16 protein-coding genes are annotated in these 16,212 nt (G+C 62.5%); 6 read left to right on the top strand and 10 right to left on the bottom strand.

From position 1 onward, the window contains the following. The first annotated feature begins 61 nt into the window (after positions 1 to 61). Genes AC0C6X_RS08895 through AC0C6X_RS08880 form a run of 4 tightly spaced genes read left to right on the top strand, consistent with a single transcriptional unit; the run spans position 62 to position 3,604 of the window. The gene (locus AC0C6X_RS08895; RefSeq protein ID WP_472952619.1) at positions 62 to 967 is read left to right on the top strand and encodes a metal ABC transporter substrate-binding protein; all 906 of its coding nucleotides are present in this window, start codon (positions 62 to 64) and stop codon (positions 965 to 967) included. Then, positions 964 to 1,899, top strand: a complete 936-nt coding sequence (locus AC0C6X_RS08890) for a manganese/iron ABC transporter ATP-binding protein (RefSeq protein ID WP_173517721.1) — start codon at positions 964 to 966, stop codon at positions 1,897 to 1,899. The genes AC0C6X_RS08895 and AC0C6X_RS08890 overlap by 4 nt, the downstream gene beginning before the upstream one ends. Continuing rightward, on the top strand, positions 1,896 to 2,756 hold the full coding sequence (locus tag AC0C6X_RS08885) for a metal ABC transporter permease (protein WP_247959472.1): 861 nt from the start codon (positions 1,896 to 1,898) through the stop codon (positions 2,754 to 2,756). The genes AC0C6X_RS08890 and AC0C6X_RS08885 overlap by 4 nt, the downstream gene beginning before the upstream one ends. Next, positions 2,753 to 3,604: a metal ABC transporter permease gene (locus tag AC0C6X_RS08880; RefSeq protein WP_472952616.1), complete on the top strand. Its 852-nt coding sequence runs from the start codon at positions 2,753 to 2,755 to the stop codon at positions 3,602 to 3,604. The genes AC0C6X_RS08885 and AC0C6X_RS08880 overlap by 4 nt, the downstream gene beginning before the upstream one ends. A 40-nt stretch (positions 3,605 to 3,644) precedes the next feature. On the opposite strand, the gene AC0C6X_RS08875 is transcribed toward AC0C6X_RS08880, so the two are convergent. After that, a complete protein-coding gene (locus AC0C6X_RS08875) occupies positions 3,645 to 4,394 on the bottom strand; it encodes a F0F1 ATP synthase subunit A (protein WP_472952615.1) in 750 nt (249 codons plus the stop codon). A gap of 327 nt (positions 4,395 to 4,721) precedes the next feature. After that, positions 4,722 to 5,627: an aminoglycoside phosphotransferase family protein gene (locus AC0C6X_RS08870; RefSeq protein WP_247959469.1), complete on the bottom strand. Its 906-nt coding sequence runs from the start codon at positions 5,625 to 5,627 to the stop codon at positions 4,722 to 4,724. Positions 5,628 to 5,901: 274 nt separating this feature from the next. Between AC0C6X_RS08870 and AC0C6X_RS08865 the strand changes: the two genes are divergently transcribed. Next, positions 5,902 to 6,828 carry a DUF6030 family protein gene (locus AC0C6X_RS08865; protein WP_472952613.1) on the top strand — a complete coding sequence of 309 codons (927 nt, stop codon included), beginning with the start codon at positions 5,902 to 5,904 and terminating at the stop codon, positions 6,826 to 6,828. 36 nt (positions 6,829 to 6,864) lie between these two features. Here the strand turns inward: AC0C6X_RS08865 and AC0C6X_RS08860 are convergent, their stop codons facing one another. Next, complete coding sequence (locus AC0C6X_RS08860; protein WP_429815038.1) at positions 6,865 to 7,296, bottom strand: Lrp/AsnC family transcriptional regulator; 432 nt, start codon at positions 7,294 to 7,296, stop codon at positions 6,865 to 6,867. 125 nt (positions 7,297 to 7,421) lie between these two features. Here AC0C6X_RS08860 and AC0C6X_RS08855 point away from each other — a divergent pair, with 125 nt between their 5' ends. Next, on the top strand, positions 7,422 to 8,525 hold the full coding sequence (locus AC0C6X_RS08855; RefSeq protein ID WP_472952611.1) for a saccharopine dehydrogenase family protein: 1,104 nt from the start codon (positions 7,422 to 7,424) through the stop codon (positions 8,523 to 8,525). 157 nt (positions 8,526 to 8,682) lie between these two features. On the opposite strand, the gene AC0C6X_RS08850 is transcribed toward AC0C6X_RS08855, so the two are convergent. The 7 genes from AC0C6X_RS08850 to AC0C6X_RS08820 form a co-directional block, all read right to left on the bottom strand. Then, positions 8,683 to 10,110 carry a mannose-1-phosphate guanylyltransferase/mannose-6-phosphate isomerase gene (locus tag AC0C6X_RS08850; protein WP_472952609.1) on the bottom strand — a complete coding sequence of 476 codons (1,428 nt, stop codon included), beginning with the start codon at positions 10,108 to 10,110 and terminating at the stop codon, positions 8,683 to 8,685. Between the two features lie 281 nt (positions 10,111 to 10,391). After that, positions 10,392 to 10,793 carry a F0F1 ATP synthase subunit epsilon gene (locus AC0C6X_RS08845; RefSeq protein ID WP_173517729.1) on the bottom strand — a complete coding sequence of 134 codons (402 nt, stop codon included), beginning with the start codon at positions 10,791 to 10,793 and terminating at the stop codon, positions 10,392 to 10,394. A gap of 117 nt (positions 10,794 to 10,910) precedes the next feature. Beyond that, entirely contained in the window at positions 10,911 to 12,428 is a 1,518-nt protein-coding gene (gene atpD, locus AC0C6X_RS08840) for a F0F1 ATP synthase subunit beta (RefSeq protein ID WP_173517730.1), read from the bottom strand. A 24-nt stretch (positions 12,429 to 12,452) separates the two neighbouring features. After that, positions 12,453 to 13,334: a F0F1 ATP synthase subunit gamma gene (locus tag AC0C6X_RS08835; protein ID WP_472952607.1), complete on the bottom strand. Its 882-nt coding sequence runs from the start codon at positions 13,332 to 13,334 to the stop codon at positions 12,453 to 12,455. Positions 13,335 to 13,361: 27 nt separating this feature from the next. After that, positions 13,362 to 14,891 (bottom strand): F0F1 ATP synthase subunit alpha, encoded by a 1,530-nt coding sequence (gene atpA, locus AC0C6X_RS08830; RefSeq protein WP_173517732.1) that lies wholly within the window; start codon positions 14,889 to 14,891, stop codon positions 13,362 to 13,364. After that, positions 14,891 to 15,457: a F0F1 ATP synthase subunit delta gene (locus tag AC0C6X_RS08825; protein ID WP_173517733.1), complete on the bottom strand. Its 567-nt coding sequence runs from the start codon at positions 15,455 to 15,457 to the stop codon at positions 14,891 to 14,893. Before AC0C6X_RS08825 ends, atpA begins: the two co-directional genes overlap by 1 nt. 258 nt (positions 15,458 to 15,715) lie before the next feature. Beyond that, positions 15,716 to 16,102, bottom strand: a complete 387-nt coding sequence (locus tag AC0C6X_RS08820) for an AGROH133_08824 family phage infection protein (protein ID WP_173517734.1) — start codon at positions 16,100 to 16,102, stop codon at positions 15,716 to 15,718. Positions 16,103 to 16,212: the final 110 nt, after the last annotated feature.

The following is a 16,212-nucleotide window of genomic DNA, read 5'->3' as shown; positions in this document are numbered from 1 at the left end:
TGCATTGACTTATGCAAACCATTCGCCTACTCCTGTGGGCATCAACATCTGGGAGTAGTGAATGATCGATCAGACGAGGCGCGCGATCCTGGCAGCGGCAGCTGCCCTGACAGCCATCGCGCTCGCTCCGGGCGCCAGCTCGGCGCAGGAAAAGTTCAAGGCAGTGACGACCTTCACGGTCATTGCGGACATGGCAAAAAATGTCGCGGGCGACGCGGCCATCGTCGAATCGATCACCAAACCGGGTGCCGAAATCCACAACTACCAGCCGACCCCGCGCGACATCCTGAAGGCGCATGACGCCAAGCTGATCCTGTGGAACGGCCTGAACCTGGAACGCTGGTTCGAGAAGTTCTTCCAGAATTTCGATGCCGTACCGGGCGTCGTCGTCTCGACTGGCGTGGAACCCATGGGCATTGCCGAGGGCCCGTACACCGGCAAGCCCAACCCGCATGCCTGGATGTCACCGTCGGCCGCGCTGATCTATGTCGACAACATCCGTGATGCCTTCGTGAAGTACGATCCCGCCAATGCCGAGACTTACAAGGCCAATGCCGAGGCGTACAAGCAGAAGATCGAGGCGACCATTGCGCCGATCCGTGCCGAGATCGCCAAGATCCCCGAGGACAAGCGCTGGCTGGTCTCGAGCGAAGGCGCCTTCAGCTACCTGATCCGCGATTTCGGCATGAGGGAGCTTTACCTCTGGCCCATCAACGCCGACCAGCAGGGCACCCCGCAGCAGGTCCGCAAGGTCATCGACGCGGTCCGTGCCAACCACATTCCGGTTGTCTTCTCCGAGAGCACCATCTCGCCCGATCCGGCCGAGCAGGTGGCGCGCGAGACCGGTGCAAAATACGGCGGCGTGCTCTACGTTGATTCCTTGAGCGAGGCGGACGGCCCGGTTCCGACCTATATCGATCTGCTGCGCGTCACATCGGAAACCATCGCCAAGGGCCTCTCGCAATGAACCTCCAGGTGAAGCCCCGCACCGGCCAGCCGCCCATATCAGGCGAGCAAGGCAGCGGCATCCGCGTCTCAGGCGCCACCGTCACCTACCGCAACGGGCTGCGCGCCCTGCGCGACGCCACCTTCGAGATCCCGACGGGCACCATCACGGCGCTCGTCGGCGTCAACGGCAGCGGCAAGTCCACTCTGTTCAAGGCGATCATGGGGTTTGCCCGTCTGTCGCGCGGCGAGATCTCGATCCTTGGGCGCTCCGTTCCGGAAGCGCTCAGGAAGAACCTCGTCGCCTATGTGCCGCAGGCGGAAGAGGTCGACTGGAACTTCCCGGTTCTGGTCGAGGACGTCGTCATGATGGGCCGCTACGGTCACATGAACATGCTGCGCGTCCCGAAGAAGGCCGACCACGCGGCGGTCGAGGCGGCACTTGCCCGGGTCGGCATGAGCGACTACCGCAAGCGCCAGATCGGCGAGCTTTCCGGCGGCCAGAAGAAGCGCGTCTTCCTGGCGCGCGCCCTTGCCCAGGATGGCAAGGTCATCCTGCTGGACGAACCCTTCACCGGGGTCGACGTCAAGACCGAGGACGCGATCATTCGCCTCCTGATCGGCCTTCGCGACGAGGGCCGGGTCATGCTGGTCTCGACCCACAATCTCGGCAGCGTGCCGGAATTCTGCGACCGCACGGTGCTCTTAAAGAACACCGTGCTCGCCTACGGCCCGACCGAAACCACCTTCACCCGCGAAAACCTCGAACTGGCCTTCGGCGGCGTGCTCCGGCATTTCGTGCTCGGCGGCGAAAACCTGCACGACGATGCCGACCCGCGGCAGCTTGCCGTCATCACCGACGACGAGCGCCCGCTGGTCATGTATGGCGACAAGGACCGCATGGTGGCGCAGCCGGCAAAACCCGAAACGGACGCGGAGTCGAACGGCAAATGACCGCCACACTCCTGGAACCATTCACCTATGGCTACATGCTCAACGCCATGTGGGTGAGCGCGCTGGTCGGCGCCGTCTGTGCCTTTCTTTCCTCCTACCTGATGCTCAAGGGCTGGTCGCTGATCGGTGACGCCCTTTCGCACTCGATCGTCCCCGGTGTCGCCGGCGCCTACATGCTCGGCCTGCCGTTTTCCATCGGCGCCTTTTTCTCCGGCGCGCTTGCGGCGGGCGCCATGCTGTTTCTCAGTCAGCGCACCCGACTGAAGGAAGACACGATCATCGGCCTGATCTTCACCTCCTTCTTCGGCCTCGGGCTCTTCATGGTGTCGCTGTCGCCGACCTCCGTGAACATCCAGACGATCGTGCTTGGCAACATCCTGGCGATCACGCCCGCCGACACGCTGCAGCTTGCCATCATCGGCATCGTCTCGCTCATCATCCTGACGGCGAAGTGGAAGGACCTGATGGTGACCTTCTTCGACGAGAGCCACGCCCGCTCGATCGGCATTCCCACCACTTTCCTCAAGGTGCTGTTCTTCACGCTGCTTTCGGCCTGCACCGTCGCAGCACTGCAGACCGTCGGCGCCTTCCTCGTGATCGCCATGGTGGTGACGCCCGGCGCCACGGCCTATCTGTTGACGGATCGTTTTCCGCGGCTGATCCTGATCAGCGTCGCGATCGGGGCGCTCACGAGCTTCTTCGGCGCCTATTTCAGCTACTTCCTCGATGGCGCCACCGGCGGCATCATCATCGTGCTGCAGACCCTGATCTTCCTTGGGGCCTTCGTCTTCGCGCCGAAGCACGGGCTTCTCGCCGCGCGCCGACGTGGTGCCGAACCGGCGGAGGTTGGCCGATGATCTCGCTCGACATGCTGCTTGCCGTCTTCGAATTCGAGTTCATGCGCAACGCGCTGTTGATCTCGGTGCTGGTGGCGATCCCGACGGCGATGCTTTCCTGCTTCCTGGTGCTGAAGGGCTGGTCGCTGATGGGCGACGCGATTTCGCACGCGGTCTTCCCCGGCGTCGTGATCTCCTACATCGTCGGCCTGCCGCTCGCCGTCGGCGCTTTCGCAGCCGGCATGTCCTGCGCGCTTCTGACCGGCTATCTCAAGGAGAACAGCCGCATCAAGCAGGACACGGTGATGGGCGTGGTCTTCTCCGGCATGTTCGGCTTCGGGCTGGTGCTCTACACCAAGATCCAAAGCGACGTGCACCTCGACCATATCCTCTTCGGCGACATGCTCGGCGTCGGCTGGCCGGACATTGTCGAAACCGGCGTGATCGCCCTGGTCGCCACTGGCATTCTCGCCGTTAAATGGCGCGATTTCCTGCTGCACGCCTTCGATCCTGCCCAGGCCAAGGCCGTCGGCCTTCCGGTCAACTGGCTGCATTACGGGCTGCTCGCGATCCTGTCGCTGACGATCGTCGGCGCGCTGAAGGCGGTAGGGCTGATTCTTGCCATCGCCATGCTGATCGCGCCCGGCGCCATCGCTTTCCTGATTACCCGCACCATGGGCGCGATGCTCGTCGTCGCTGTGCTCATAGCGATGACGGCCTCCTTCTGCGGTGTCTACCTTTCCTTCTTCATCGACAGCGCGCCCGCGCCGACTATCGTGCTCCTGATGACCGCAATGTTCCTGCTCGCCTTCGCCTGGTCATCCTGGCGGACCTACCGGATCGAAGCGCGGCGAACGACGGCCGAGTGACGACGCGGCTCCCGTTGCAGGGAGCCGCCTTTGCCTGCCCTCAATGGCTCGGATGGAGCGCGTCGTTGAGATACATGCCGGTCAGCATGGTGAAGATATAGGCCTGGATGAGCGCCATCAGCAGTTCGAGCCCGGTCAGCGCCGCCGTCATCATCAGCGGGATGACCGCGGCCAGGATCCCGAGTGCCCCGAGGCCACTGAGCCCCACGACGAAGCCGGCGAAAACCTCGAGGGTGATGTGGCCGGCCAGCATGACCGCGAACAGACGAACCGAGTGGCTGACGGGGCGCGCGAGGTAGGAGACCACCTCGATCGGGATGATGATCGGCGCCAGAATCAATGGCACGCCGGCCGGCATGAACAGTCGCAGGAAGCCGAAGCCGTGCCGGTAGATACCAAAGAGCGTGACCGTCAGGAACACGAGCATCGCCAGCGCAAACGTCACGGCAATATGGCTCGTCACCGTGAAGGCATAGGGGAACGTGCCGATCACATTGGCGACCAGAATGAACATGAACAGCAAGAAGACCAGCGGGAAGAAGCGCATGCCCTTCTCGCCGGCATTGTCGCGGAGCGTCTTTGCCGCAAACTCATAGAGGATCTCGGCCGCCGCCTGCGCCCGGTTCGGCACGAGGCCGTGTCTTCGCGTTGACAGGATCAGGAAGAGGCTGGCGATCGCGACGGTCAGCACCATGTAGGCGGCCGAGTTGGTAAAGCTGATCTGGTGGCCGCCGACCTCGGCGATCGGAAGGAGCGACTTGATCTCGAATTGTTCGATGGGTCCAGCCATCATCAACCTCGTGCATTGGTGACGAAACATCGGCGGCACGCGGCGGCGGCCACCGACGCGTCAATGTGTTGGATAAGCGTCGACGACCGAGATCGTTCCACGAAGCGAACGCTTCCGATGGATTGATCGGGCTGTTCCAGGAGGAGGAAGGTCACGTGGACGTGCCGCGGGTTTTGGGGCTGCATGATGCGATCGACTCCAGTATCTCGGTCGAGATAGTGGGGCCGTCCCCATGCGAAGCAGCGACGTAGGCCGTCCTGCGTGCGCCCGAGCCGGAGGCAACTTGCCGCCCGGTCAGGCTGGCGCCTGTCCGATGCGCAACCGGCCTCAGCCGTAGCGGCGATGATCCATAAGCACGTCTTCGATCACCGCGCGCTGCTTTGCCCTCTCGCTTGCGGGCGCGCCGGTCATGCCGGCAAGAACGATTAGCGCCTTCCACAGCGTCCAGCCCCGCCCGCGCGCCCAGGCGCCGCGATCGAGTGCCATGCCATCGCGGAACACGTCGCGACTCTCGCCGTGGAAGAACGTCCAGGCTATCGCGAGATCACAGGCCGGATCGCCGACGCCCGAGGTGCCGAAATCGATGACGGCGCTTAAGCGACCGTGATCGACCAGCAGGTTGCCCCAGGCGATATCGCCGTGAAACCAGACGGGAATCCCCTCGAACGGTGCGGCAAGGGCGGCTTCCCACGCCTCCCTGGCCGCCGCCGTGTCGACCTCGCCCTCGAGCAGCGTGAGCGCCTGGCGCGTCTGCGCGTCATAGAAGCCTGGCGGGCCGCCACGATGGAAATTGTGGTCGCCGGGCAAGGGCCCGCCGGCCGTATCCGCCTGCCGCATGGCGCGCAGAAACCGCGTGAGATCCTTCGCCACGTCGCGAAGATCCGTGACCCGTTCCACCGCCAATGTCTCGCCCGGAAGCCAGCGGTAGACCGACCAGCGCCAGGGAAAGCCTTCGCCGGGCGTGCCCTTGGCCAGGGGCACGGGAATGGGCAGCGGCAGGTGCGGCGCCAGCCGCGGCAGCCAGTGGTGCTCCTTCTCCACCTGCGCCACGTAATGCTCGGCGCTCGGCAGGCGCACGGTCATCCGGTCGCCGAGCCGGAAGGTTCGGTTGTCCCAACCGCCGGGTTCGACGGGGCGCACCTCGAGATCCGACCATTGCGGAAACTGTGTCGCAATCAGCCGCCGTACCAGCGACGCGTCGATCACAAGCTCGGCTGAACTCGAAACTGCCATGGCGCATCCCATTCGATATTTGCGCCAAGCTATGTGATCGCCCCTGGATTTCAACTTCTTAGTTCCACCGCGCTCCCCGTTCAGCGGCGCGTTGTGCCGAGATGCAATAGTCCTTTGCCGATATCGGCGGTTGCATATTGCCGCCGCGACGGATTTCGGGGATGAAGAGGGCCCAGACCCGTTGATAACCCGAGACCATGGAAGCCCGGCCGACCGTTCACCTTTTGCAGGAGGCGCCGCGCCTCATCGCGCCCCGCCGGGCAGGCGAGGTGGCATGAGCACGTCCCGTGGCAAGACGCCGGCTCAAAGGCCCGCCGGCCGGACTGGACTGCGCTTCTTTCTTGTGGCCCTCGTTCTGATCGTCACCGCTATTCTCGCGACGGCCCTGCTCGCCAACGAGCAGCGCAACCTCAGGAAAGTTCTCGTCGCATTGGGCCTGCCGACGACATTCCTCGAGAGGAGCGAGCCCTCCGAACCAGCGGCCGACAAACCGGCAAGGCGCGAACCGCCGCGCATCGCCCTGCCCACCTGGACCTTCCAGGATCTGCAGACGCCGGAGCAGCAATTCCTGCGCGTGATCCGCAGCGATCCCAAGGCGCTCTGCGATGAATTGCGTGACGCCGGCTTCCGCGAACTCGAATGGAAAGCCGGTGCCGGCGAACGCGGCCAGTGGGAATGTTCATCGCTCGTCTCCTTCCCGCGTCCGGGCGAGGACAAACCCTCGTCGATCTTCATCTTCGTCAAGGGCAGCGGCGAAGAGGAAATCACCTCCTTCCGCGTCAAGCTCAACATCGAACGCCCCGAGGACCGCCAGGCCGTGACCACCGCAGCAGCACGGGCGGCCTCCGTATTTCTCGACCATGTGCGCTGGGCCGACGCGGCCAGCGTCACGCTGCAGATGCAGGCTCTAAAAGAATTCGACCTCAAGCGTTTCGGCAGCCGCATCCAGTTCAAGCGCGAGTCCGACGAGGTGACGCCACGCTACAATTTCCTTGCGAACCAGCCGCCCCGCGCCCGGCCGAAGAGCATTGCCGAGCTCTACTTCGACCGGAGCAAATGGCTCGCCTATGGCGATGCCAGTCAACGCAGCTTCGTCAAGGGCCCCACGGAATGGAACGTGCCGGCGGAAGTGCCGGATGGCACGGAACCGGCGACCGATACCAGCGCCGGTGAAAAGCCCGCCGCCAACCGCACGCCATGACGATCCTGTCGCGCAAGGTTCACGGAAAGCAACGACTTACCGATCGATCCGGGTCGACAGGATAATCGAAGATAACGTCCGGTCGACGCCATCGATTTCGCCGATGCGATCGATCAGAAGATCGAGTTCGCTGATCGACGTCGCCGCGACCACGGCGATGAGGTCGAAACTGCCGCTGACGGAATGCAGCGTCTGGATTTCACGGATCGCGCTGAGTTCAGGGGTGACGCGGGAGAGCGCGCGCGGCGCGATGGTGATGAGCACATGCGCCTTGACCAGCCCTTTCTCGTAGCTCTCCGACAGGCGCACGCCATAGCCGGTGATGATGCCCTCACGCTCCAACCGCTCGATCCTCGCCTGCACCGTCGTACGCGACAGGCCGAGCCTCCGCGCGATCGTCGCGGTCGGCATGCGGGCGTTTTCGCTGAGGATGGCGAGGAGCTCGCGATCCTTGTCCGTGATTTGCATTTCGTCGGTCCGGTTTGGCAATCTGCCGAATATCTATAGGCGATTTAGTCGTTTCAGAGCTTCAAATCAACAACCCTTCCCCCGACAATAGAGACAGAAACAGTTCTCATACCCTGGGGGAAAGAATGAAGAATATCGTCGTCATCGGAGCAGGCAAGATCGGCTCCACCATCGCTCGCATGCTCGCCCACACCGGCGACTACAGCGTCTGTGTCGCCGACCGCAGCGCCGAGCAGCTGGAGCAGATCGAAATGCATGCCGCGATCACGACGGCAACCGTCGACATCAGCGACAAGAAGGCGCTCGTCGCCCTTCTCTCCGGCAAGTTCGCCGTGCTCAGCGCCGCTCCGTTCCACCTGACGGTGGCGATCGCCGAAGCCGCTGCCGAAGCCGGCATTCATTATCTCGACCTTACCGAAGACGTCGAATCCACCCGCCAGGTCAAGGCGATCGCTGCCAAGGCGAACACCGCCTTCATCCCGCAGTGCGGCCTCGCACCGGGCTTCATTTCGATCGTCGCCAACGATCTCGCCAGCCGCTTTGAGACGCTGGAAAACGTGCGCATGCGCGTCGGCGCCCTGCCGCAGTATCCGTCGAACGCTCTGAACTATAACCTGACCTGGAGCACCGACGGCGTCATCAACGAATACATCGAGCCCTGCGAGGCGATCGTCGAAGGCAACCTCATCGAAGTGCCCGCCATGGAAGAGCGCGAAGAATTTTCGCTCGACGGCGTCACCTACGAAGCCTTCAACACCTCGGGCGGCCTCGGCACCCTCTGTGAATCGCTGAAGGGCAAGGTCCGGACGCTCAACTACAAGACGATCCGCTATCCGGGCCACGCCGCGATCATGAAGGCGCTCCTCAATGACCTCGGCCTGCGTCACCGTCGCGAAGTCCTCAAGGATATCTTCGAGAACGCGCTGCCGACCACGACCCAGGACGTCGTCGTGATCTTCGTCACCGTTTCGGGCTTCCGCGACGGCCGCCTGATCCAGGAAACCTACGCCAACAAGGTCTATAGCGGCGTCGTTGCCGGCCGCATGCAGAGCGGTATCCAGATCACAACGGCAGGCAGCATCTGCGCCGTGCTCGACCTGCTCGCCGAAGGCAAGATCGCCTCGAAGGGCTTTGTCCGCCAGGAAGACATCAGCCTCGACACCTTCCTCGCAAACCGCTTCGGCCACTACTACGCTCAGAAGAGCGAAACCGAGCGCGTCGCCGGCTGATCCTTCAGCTTGAAGCGTGCCAGATTTGGAGCGGGGTAGATATTCCGCTCTCACCTACGCAAAGCCCGGCTCCGCCCGGGCTTTTTTCATGTCGTCCAGTCATTTGCCGGTATCGCAAAAGCGCGACGCGCCCTTGCGCGACATGTTTCAAGGGACCTTAGCTTCGCCCGAATTCGTCCTCGATGCGGACGATGTCGTCTTCTCCGAGATAGGAACCGGTCCGCACTTCGATCAGTTCCAGCGGAATCTTGCCCGGATTATGAAGCCGATGCACGATTCCCGGCGGGATGTAGGCCGACTCGTTCTCGTGCAGCATTCGCGTTTCTCCGGCCATCGTGATCTCCGCCGTGCCGCGCACCACGATCCAATGTTCTGCCCGATGATGATGCTTCTGCAGCGAGATCTTCTTGCCGGGATTCACGCGCAGCCGTTTGACGGCAAAACGTTCTCCGTCCGATATGGCGGCGACCGCCCCCCAGGGACGATAGGAGGTCGGGTGAACCTCGGTCAGGACCGTCGTCTGCGGCGACTTCGCCAGTGTCTTGACGATAGAACCCACGCTCTGGCTATCGGCCAGCCGTCCGACATAGACGGCATCCTCGCCGGCAATGACGGCGACATCGTCCAGCCCTTGAACCGCAAGGTGGATGTCGCGCGACAAGACCAGCGAATTGCGCGTGTTCGACACCGTCGCCTTGTCTGTGACGACATTGCCGTCACCGTCCTTTTCTCCCGTCTTCCAAACGGCATCCCAGCTGCCGAGATCGGACCAGAGGAAGGAAGACGGTACCACGGCTGCCCGCTCGGTCTTTTCAAACACCGCATAATCGACGGAGATCTCGGGCGCAGTCGCAAAGCTCGCCGCATCCAGGCGCGTGAAATCGAGATCCTTCTGTGCCCCTTCCAGTGCGAGCTTCGTCGCTTCCCAGACCTGCGGCGCGTGCCGCTTCATTTCGTCGAGAAAGGGATTTACCGGCAGCATGAACATGCCGGAGTTCCAGAGGTAGCGCCCGGTTACGAGCATCGCTTCGGCATTCGCACGGTCCGGCTTCTCGACGAAACGCGCCACACGGTTCGTGCCCGCCGTCAACTCCTCGCCGCACTCGATATAGCCGTAGCCGGTGGCGGGTTCCGTCGGCGTGATGCCGAAGGTCACCAGCTCGCCGTGACTTGCGGCCTGGTGCGCCCTGATGATGCAATCCCTGTAGACCTCGCCGGCGTCGATCTCGTGGTCGGAGGCAAGGACCTGCATGATGGCGCCCTTGCCGTAGCGGGCGAGAACCTGGAAAGCCGCAGCAGCCAGCGCCGGTGCGGTGTTGCGGGCCATCGGCTCAAGCAGGATGTCGCCCAGGTGAACGTCGATCGCCCGAGCCTGCTCCGCGACGATGAAGCGAAAGTCGCTGTTGGTGACGACGATGGCCGGCTCGAACTGGCTGGCGTCGCGAACGCGCTCCAGCGTCTGCTGAAACAACGAGCGATCGGAGAGGATTTGCAGGAATTGCTTCGGCGCAGCGGCGCGAGAGAGCGGCCACAGGCGGGTACCCCGTCCGCCGGCCATAATCACCGGAACAATCTTTGACGTCATACCGGCGCCTCTTCCTCTTCGAGCTGAACGTTCCGGGACCAATTGAGGGCTTCTGACGAAGAATAGCCAAAGCGCCGATCCGGGCAAGCCATTCGCCGACGTAAGGGGCTTGGGCGGGATGACGATGGGTGTGCCGCTGCCCGCACATCGCTCTAACGGAAGAGAAGCGATTGCGGCAAGGCCTGGCGACCAATAAAAGACCCCGAAAGCGGATGTCCAGCTTTCGGGGCCATTTCAGAAGGCGGGCCTTTTCAAATCGGTTACCCTTCCGGGTGTCCCTTTCAAGCTGGGATCACGATCTCGCCAAGCTTCGTCAGCTCGGCAACGAACTGTTCGAGACGGGTCTTCTTCTCGTCTCCGGCGCCTTCCAGCTCGGCACGAACCGCTTCGATGCGGTTTTCAAGGATCGTACGGTCGAGTTCGTCGACGTGGACGGCGGACTCGGCCAGAAGCGTGCAGCCGGTCGGCAGAATGTCGGCAAAGCCGCCGAACACGGCAAAGCGCTCGGTCTTGCCGTCAGCCGTCTTCACCGTGACCACGCCGGGCTTGACCGTCGTCATCGTCGGAGCGTGATTGGCCATCACGGTCATCTCGCCCTCGGTCGCCGGAATGACGACTTCCGTCACTTTTTCGGAGAGGAGGAGGCGCTCGGGGGAAACAAGCTCAAAGTTGAAATCGGCCATGACCATTCACTTCTCGTGGGCGCGCCACCCGAAGGCGGCTGTGCATGTCTTCCCTGCCCTCTGAAAAGGCAGGATGAAAGCCTCGGCGCGCCGTCGCGCCGAGGCTTAACAGCGCTATCAAGCGGCTTCTGCAGCCAGCTTCTTGGCCTTTTCGATCGCTTCTTCGATCGAGCCGACCATGTAGAAGGCAGCTTCCGGCAGGTGGTCGTACTCGCCATCGACGAGGCCCTTGAAGCCCTTGATCGTGTCTTCGAGGGCGACGAGCTTGCCCGGCGAGCCGGTGAAGACTTCGGCGACGAAGAACGGCTGCGACAGGAAGCGTTCGATCTTGCGAGCGCGGGCAACAGCCAGCTTGTCTTCTTCAGACAGTTCGTCCATGCCCAGGATGGCGATGATGTCCTGGAGCGCCTTGTAGCGCTGCAGCGTGCCCTGGACCTTACGAGCGACTTCGTAGTGGTCTTCGCCGACGATCATCGGGTCGAGCATGCGCGATGTGGAGTCGAGCGGGTCAACGGCCGGGTAGATGCCCTTTTCAGCGATCGAGCGCGACAGAACGGTCGTCGCGTCAAGGTGCGCGAACGAGGTTGCCGGCGCCGGGTCGGTCAAGTCGTCGGCCGGAACGTAGATGGCCTGAACCGAGGTGATCGAGCCCTTGGTCGTGGTGGTGATGCGTTCCTGCATCGCGCCCATGTCGGTCGCCAGCGTCGGCTGGTAACCCACGGCCGAAGGAATACGGCCGAGCAGAGCCGACACTTCCGAGCCAGCCTGGGTGAAGCGGAAGATGTTGTCGACGAAGAACAGAACGTCCTGGCCCTTGTCGCGGAAGTCTTCAGCGATCGTCAGACCGGTCAGAGCAACACGTGCGCGTGCGCCCGGCGGTTCGTTCATCTGGCCGTAAACGAGCGCAGCCTTGGAGCCTTCGCCGCCGCCGTGCTTGTTAACGCCGGACTCGATCATTTCGTGGTAGAGGTCGTTGCCTTCGCGGGTACGTTCACCCACGCCTGCGAACACCGAGTAACCACCGTGCGCCTTGGCGACGTTGTTGATCAGTTCCATGATGAGAACGGTCTTGCCGACGCCTGCACCGCCGAAGAGGCCGATCTTGCCGCCCTTTGCGTAAGGAGCGAGAAGGTCGACGACCTTGATGCCGGTGACGAGGATCTGGGCTTCCGTCGACTGTTCGACATAGGCCGGAGCGTCCTGGTGGATTGCGCGCTTTGCGGACGTGACCAGCGGACCGGCTTCGTCAACCGGCTCGCCGATGACGTTCATGATACGGCCGAGCGTTTCGTCTCCGACCGGAACCGAGATCGGGCCGCCAGTGTCGGTGACCGACTGGCCGCGAACCAGACCTTCGGTCGAGTCCATGGCGATCGTGCGGACGGAGTTTTCGCCGAGGTGCTGCGCGACTTCGAGAACGAGGCGGTTGCCGTTGTTGTCGGTTTCCAGCGCGTTCAGGATCTGCGGAAGCTGGCCTTCTTCGAACGCGACGTCGACGACGGCGCCGATGACCTGCGTTACACGACCCACAGCGCCGGTTGCGGCAACTGCTGCGGTCTTGGCGGAAGCTGCCTTCCTCGGTGCAGCGGGCTTCTTCTCCGCTACGGTTTCTTTCGGGGTAGCTGCCTTAGCCATAATTCTTACCCTCTTCTCGTGACCTTAGAGCGCTTCCGCGCCCGAGATGATTTCAATGAGTTCCTTGGTGATCTGCGCCTGACGCTGACGGTTGTAGTTCAGCGTCAGCTTGTTGATCATCTCACCAGCATTGCGCGTCGCATTGTCCATCGCGCTCATCTTCGCGCCCATTTCGCCGGCAACGTTTTCCAGCAGAGCCCTAAAGATCTGCACGGAGATGTTGCGCGGAATGAGATCGGTGAGGATGGCGCCCGCGTCCGGCTCGTATTCGTAGACGGCCGAAGCGTCCGATGCGTCGGCGGCAACCGGTGCCGCCGAAGCCGGGATCAACTGCTGCGCAGTCGGAACCTGCGAAATAACGGACTTGAACTCGGAGTAGAACAGCGTGCAGACATCGAACTCGCCCTTCTCGAAGAGCCCGATGACCTTGTGACCGATCTGATCGGCGTTCTCGAAGCCGATCTTCTTGACTTCACGCAGATCGACACGATCGATGATCAGCGACGCATATTCGCGACGCAGGATATCGAAGCCCTTCTTGCCGACGCAGATGATCTTGACCGTCTTGCCGGCTGCAAGCAGCTTGCGAACGTGGTCGCGGGCATGGCGGGCGATCTGCGAGTTGAAGCCGCCACAAAGGCCGCGTTCAGCCGTGCAGACGACCAGAAGGTGCGTATCGTCCTTACCGGTCCCGGTCATCAGCGCAGGCGCGCTGTCGTCCGCACCAACCGCCTGGGCGATGTTGGTGAGAACGGCAGCCATGCGCTGCGAGTAAGGCCGGGCGGCCTCGGCCGCCTCCTGCGCACGCCGAAGCTTCGCCGCGGCGACCATCTTCATCGCCTTGGTGATCTTCTGCGTCGCCTTGACGGAGGCGATCCGGTTTTTCAGATCCTTAAGTGAAGGCATCCGTTGTCCGTCCTAAATGAAATCCGCTCAGGCGAAAGACTTGGCGAAGCTGTCGATTGCTGCCTTGAGCTTTGCCTTGGTGTCGTCCGAGATCGCCTTTTCCTTGCGGATGGTTTCCAGAACGTCCTTGCCTTCCGAACGCATGTAGGAAAGCAGACCCTGTTCGAACTTGCCGACCTGGGCGACCGGAAGCTTGTCGAGGTAGCCGTTGACGCCGGCGAAGATCACCGCGACCTGCTCTTCCGTCTTCAGCGGCGAGAACTGCGGCTGCTTCAGGAGTTCGGTCAGGCGAGCACCACGGTTCAGGAGGCGCTGGGTTGCGGCATCGAGGTCCGAGCCGAACTGAGCGAAGGCCGCCATTTCGCGGTACTGAGCCAGCTCACCCTTGATCGAGCCTGCGACCTGCTTCATCGCCTTGATCTGGGCCGACGAACCAACGCGCGAAACCGACAGACCGACGTTAACGGCCGGGCGAATACCCTGGTAGAACAGGTCGGTTTCAAGGAAGATCTGGCCGTCGGTGATCGAGATCACGTTGGTCGGGATGAACGCCGAAACGTCGTTGCCCTGCGTTTCGATGACCGGCAGAGCCGTCAGCGAGCCGGCGCCCATGTCGTCGTTCAGCTTTGCAGCGCGCTCGAGCAGGCGGGAGTGCAGGTAGAAAACGTCGCCCGGATAGGCTTCGCGGCCCGGCGGGCGGCGCAGCAGCAGCGACATCTGACGGTAGGCAACGGCCTGCTTGGACAGGTCGTCATAGCCGATGAGAGCGTGCTTGCCGTTGTCACGGAAGTATTCGCCCATGGCGCAGCCGGCGAACGGCGCGAGGTACTGCATCGGAGCCGGATCGGAAGCCGTTGCGGCAACGACGATCGAGTACTGCAGGGCGCCGCGCTCTTCCAGAACCTTCACGAACTGGGCAACCGTCGAACGCTTCTGACCGATAGCGACGTAGACGCAGAACAGCTTGTCGGCGTCCGGGCCGTTGTCGTGGATCGGCTTCTGGTTGAGGAAGGTGTCGAGGATGATCGCGGTCTTGCCGGTCTGGCGGTCGCCGATGACGAGCTCGCGCTGGCCGCGACCGACCGGGATCAGCGCGTCGATGGCCTTGAGGCCGGTCGACATCGGTTCATGCACCGATTTGCGCGGAATGATGCCCGGAGCCTTGACGTCAACGCGGGCGCGCTGCTTGGCATTGATCGGGCCCTTGCCGTCGATCGGGTTGCCGAGCGCGTCAACGACGCGGCCGAGCAGTTCCGGACCAACCGGGACGTCCACGATGGCGCCAGTCCGCTTGACGGTGTCGCCTTCCTTGATGTCACGGTCCGAACCGAAGATAACGACACCGACGTTGTCGGCTTCGAGGTTCAGCGCCATGCCGCGAATTCCACCCGGGAATTCGACCATTTCGCCTGCCTGAACATTGTCGAGGCCGTAGACGCGGGCAATACCGTCACCGACGGAAAGCACCTGACCGACTTCGGAGACTTCTGCTTCCTGGCCGAAATTTTTGATCTGATCTTTGAGAATTGCGGAAATTTCCGCGGCGCGGATATCCATCAGCCGACCTCTTTCAGTGCAAGCTTAAGGGTAGAGAGTTTGGTGCGAAGGGAGGTGTCAATCTGGCGGGACCCGACCTTGACGATCAGACCTCCAAGAATAGACGGGTCGACGGTGACGTTGACCGCCACGTCTTTGCCGGTGACGCTTTTCAGAGTCGCCTTCAATTCAGTTTCCTGCGCTGCGGTGAGCGCATGGGCCGACGTGACGTCGGCGGAGATTTCGCCACGATGGCGCGCAGCGATCAGGCGGAACGCCTTGATCATGCCCGGCAGCGCGAAGAGGCGGCGATTGCGGGCAACGACCTTGAGGAAGTTGCCGACGAGCCCGGAGATGCCAGCCTTCTCGGCAACTGCCGAAATGGCCTTGAACTGGTCGTCTGCAGAAAAGACCGGGCTTACGATCAGCCGCTTCAGATCATCGCTGCCGTCGATCAGGGCCTGGACACGGGTAAGATCCGCGCCGACTGCCTCGACGGAACCGGCGCTAAGCGCGAGTTCAAAAAGCGAGGACGCATATCTTTCTGCAACACCGGAAATAAGCTGGGATGTGTCTGCCACGGGCACAAGCTTCTCTCAATTTCATCCAAGAACCGAGCTGGCGTTGAGCCGTCAACTTAACTTCTTGAATTTGCTGCAATAACTTGCAGGATATCGAGGCCTGGCGACCCACTTCCCCCGCAATTCGCGGTTCGTCTAGCATAGGATGTTTGGACTCGCAACACGCGAACGGCAGGAATGCGGCATAAGTCGGCCACCTTCGGCCGAATTTTGCCGTAAATCCGTTTCTTGCACCGTGAATCGCGGAATGGCCCGCGGGCTCGATCAGATCATGCCGAAGACGTAGGCGAGCGGAAGGATGGCGAGTGCCGCCTGAATGAAGAGCGCCAGCCAGTTGTAGACCGTGCCACCATTGTCACTCATCATCGAGAGGATGCGGCCGAAGGCGGCAAGCGCAAAGGCCGCTCCGACGGCAAGATAGACCATCGGCTGCGCCAGCAGAATGGCGGCAAGCCCGAGCCCGACATGCATGCCACCCATGGTGGAACGCGCCTCGGCATAGCCGCCGCGCCGCCCCTCGGCGATGCCGATGCCAGCCGCGCGAAAGGTAAGCCGCGGCGCAAACAGCATCACGACGCCGATCAGCGCCGCGGCCGCAGCAGCGCAGAAGGCGAGAAATTCGCCGGTTTCCGTCGGAATATAGAACTCCATGCCCGTTCCCGCAGATGAGCCGTTGTCATGTCGTTTCGCCTTCGGCTGGCTGGCCGCCCGAAGCGAAGCACTTCTGACCTCTAGCGCATGTCGCGCTGGTTGTGAATCGC

The sequence above is a fragment of the Ensifer sp. VA4 genome (assembly GCF_055710065.1).
Note: the sequence above shows the minus strand (reverse complement) of the source record. Positions and strands in the feature narration are given on the sequence as shown.

Bases quoted from the DNA above. Each gene is read 5' to 3' on its own strand.
- atpA (WP_173517732.1), bottom strand. From the start codon at position 14,891: ATGGATATCCGCGCCGCGGAAATTTCCGCAATTCTCAAAGATCAGATC.
- AC0C6X_RS08875 (WP_472952615.1), bottom strand. From the start codon at position 4,394: ATGGCTGGACCCATCGAACAATTCGAGATCAAGTCGCTCCTTCCGATC.
- AC0C6X_RS08850 (WP_472952609.1), bottom strand. From the start codon at position 10,110: ATGACGTCAAAGATTGTTCCGGTGATTATGGCCGGCGGACGGGGTACC.
- AC0C6X_RS08855 (WP_472952611.1), top strand. From the start codon at position 7,422: ATGAAGAATATCGTCGTCATCGGAGCAGGCAAGATCGGCTCCACCATC.
- AC0C6X_RS08860 (WP_429815038.1), bottom strand. From the start codon at position 7,296: ATGCAAATCACGGACAAGGATCGCGAGCTCCTCGCCATCCTCAGCGAA.
- AC0C6X_RS08885 (WP_247959472.1), top strand. From the start codon at position 1,896: ATGACCGCCACACTCCTGGAACCATTCACCTATGGCTACATGCTCAAC.
- AC0C6X_RS08835 (WP_472952607.1), bottom strand. From the start codon at position 13,334: ATGCCTTCACTTAAGGATCTGAAAAACCGGATCGCCTCCGTCAAGGCG.
- AC0C6X_RS08820 (WP_173517734.1), bottom strand. From the start codon at position 16,102: ATGGAGTTCTATATTCCGACGGAAACCGGCGAATTTCTCGCCTTCTGC.
- AC0C6X_RS08870 (WP_247959469.1), bottom strand. From the start codon at position 5,627: ATGGCAGTTTCGAGTTCAGCCGAGCTTGTGATCGACGCGTCGCTGGTA.
- AC0C6X_RS08895 (WP_472952619.1), top strand. From the start codon at position 62: ATGATCGATCAGACGAGGCGCGCGATCCTGGCAGCGGCAGCTGCCCTG.
- AC0C6X_RS08865 (WP_472952613.1), top strand. From the start codon at position 5,902: ATGAGCACGTCCCGTGGCAAGACGCCGGCTCAAAGGCCCGCCGGCCGG.
- AC0C6X_RS08890 (WP_173517721.1), top strand. From the start codon at position 964: ATGAACCTCCAGGTGAAGCCCCGCACCGGCCAGCCGCCCATATCAGGC.
- AC0C6X_RS08845 (WP_173517729.1), bottom strand. From the start codon at position 10,793: ATGGCCGATTTCAACTTTGAGCTTGTTTCCCCCGAGCGCCTCCTCCTC.
- atpD (WP_173517730.1), bottom strand. From the start codon at position 12,428: ATGGCTAAGGCAGCTACCCCGAAAGAAACCGTAGCGGAGAAGAAGCCC.
- AC0C6X_RS08880 (WP_472952616.1), top strand. From the start codon at position 2,753: ATGATCTCGCTCGACATGCTGCTTGCCGTCTTCGAATTCGAGTTCATG.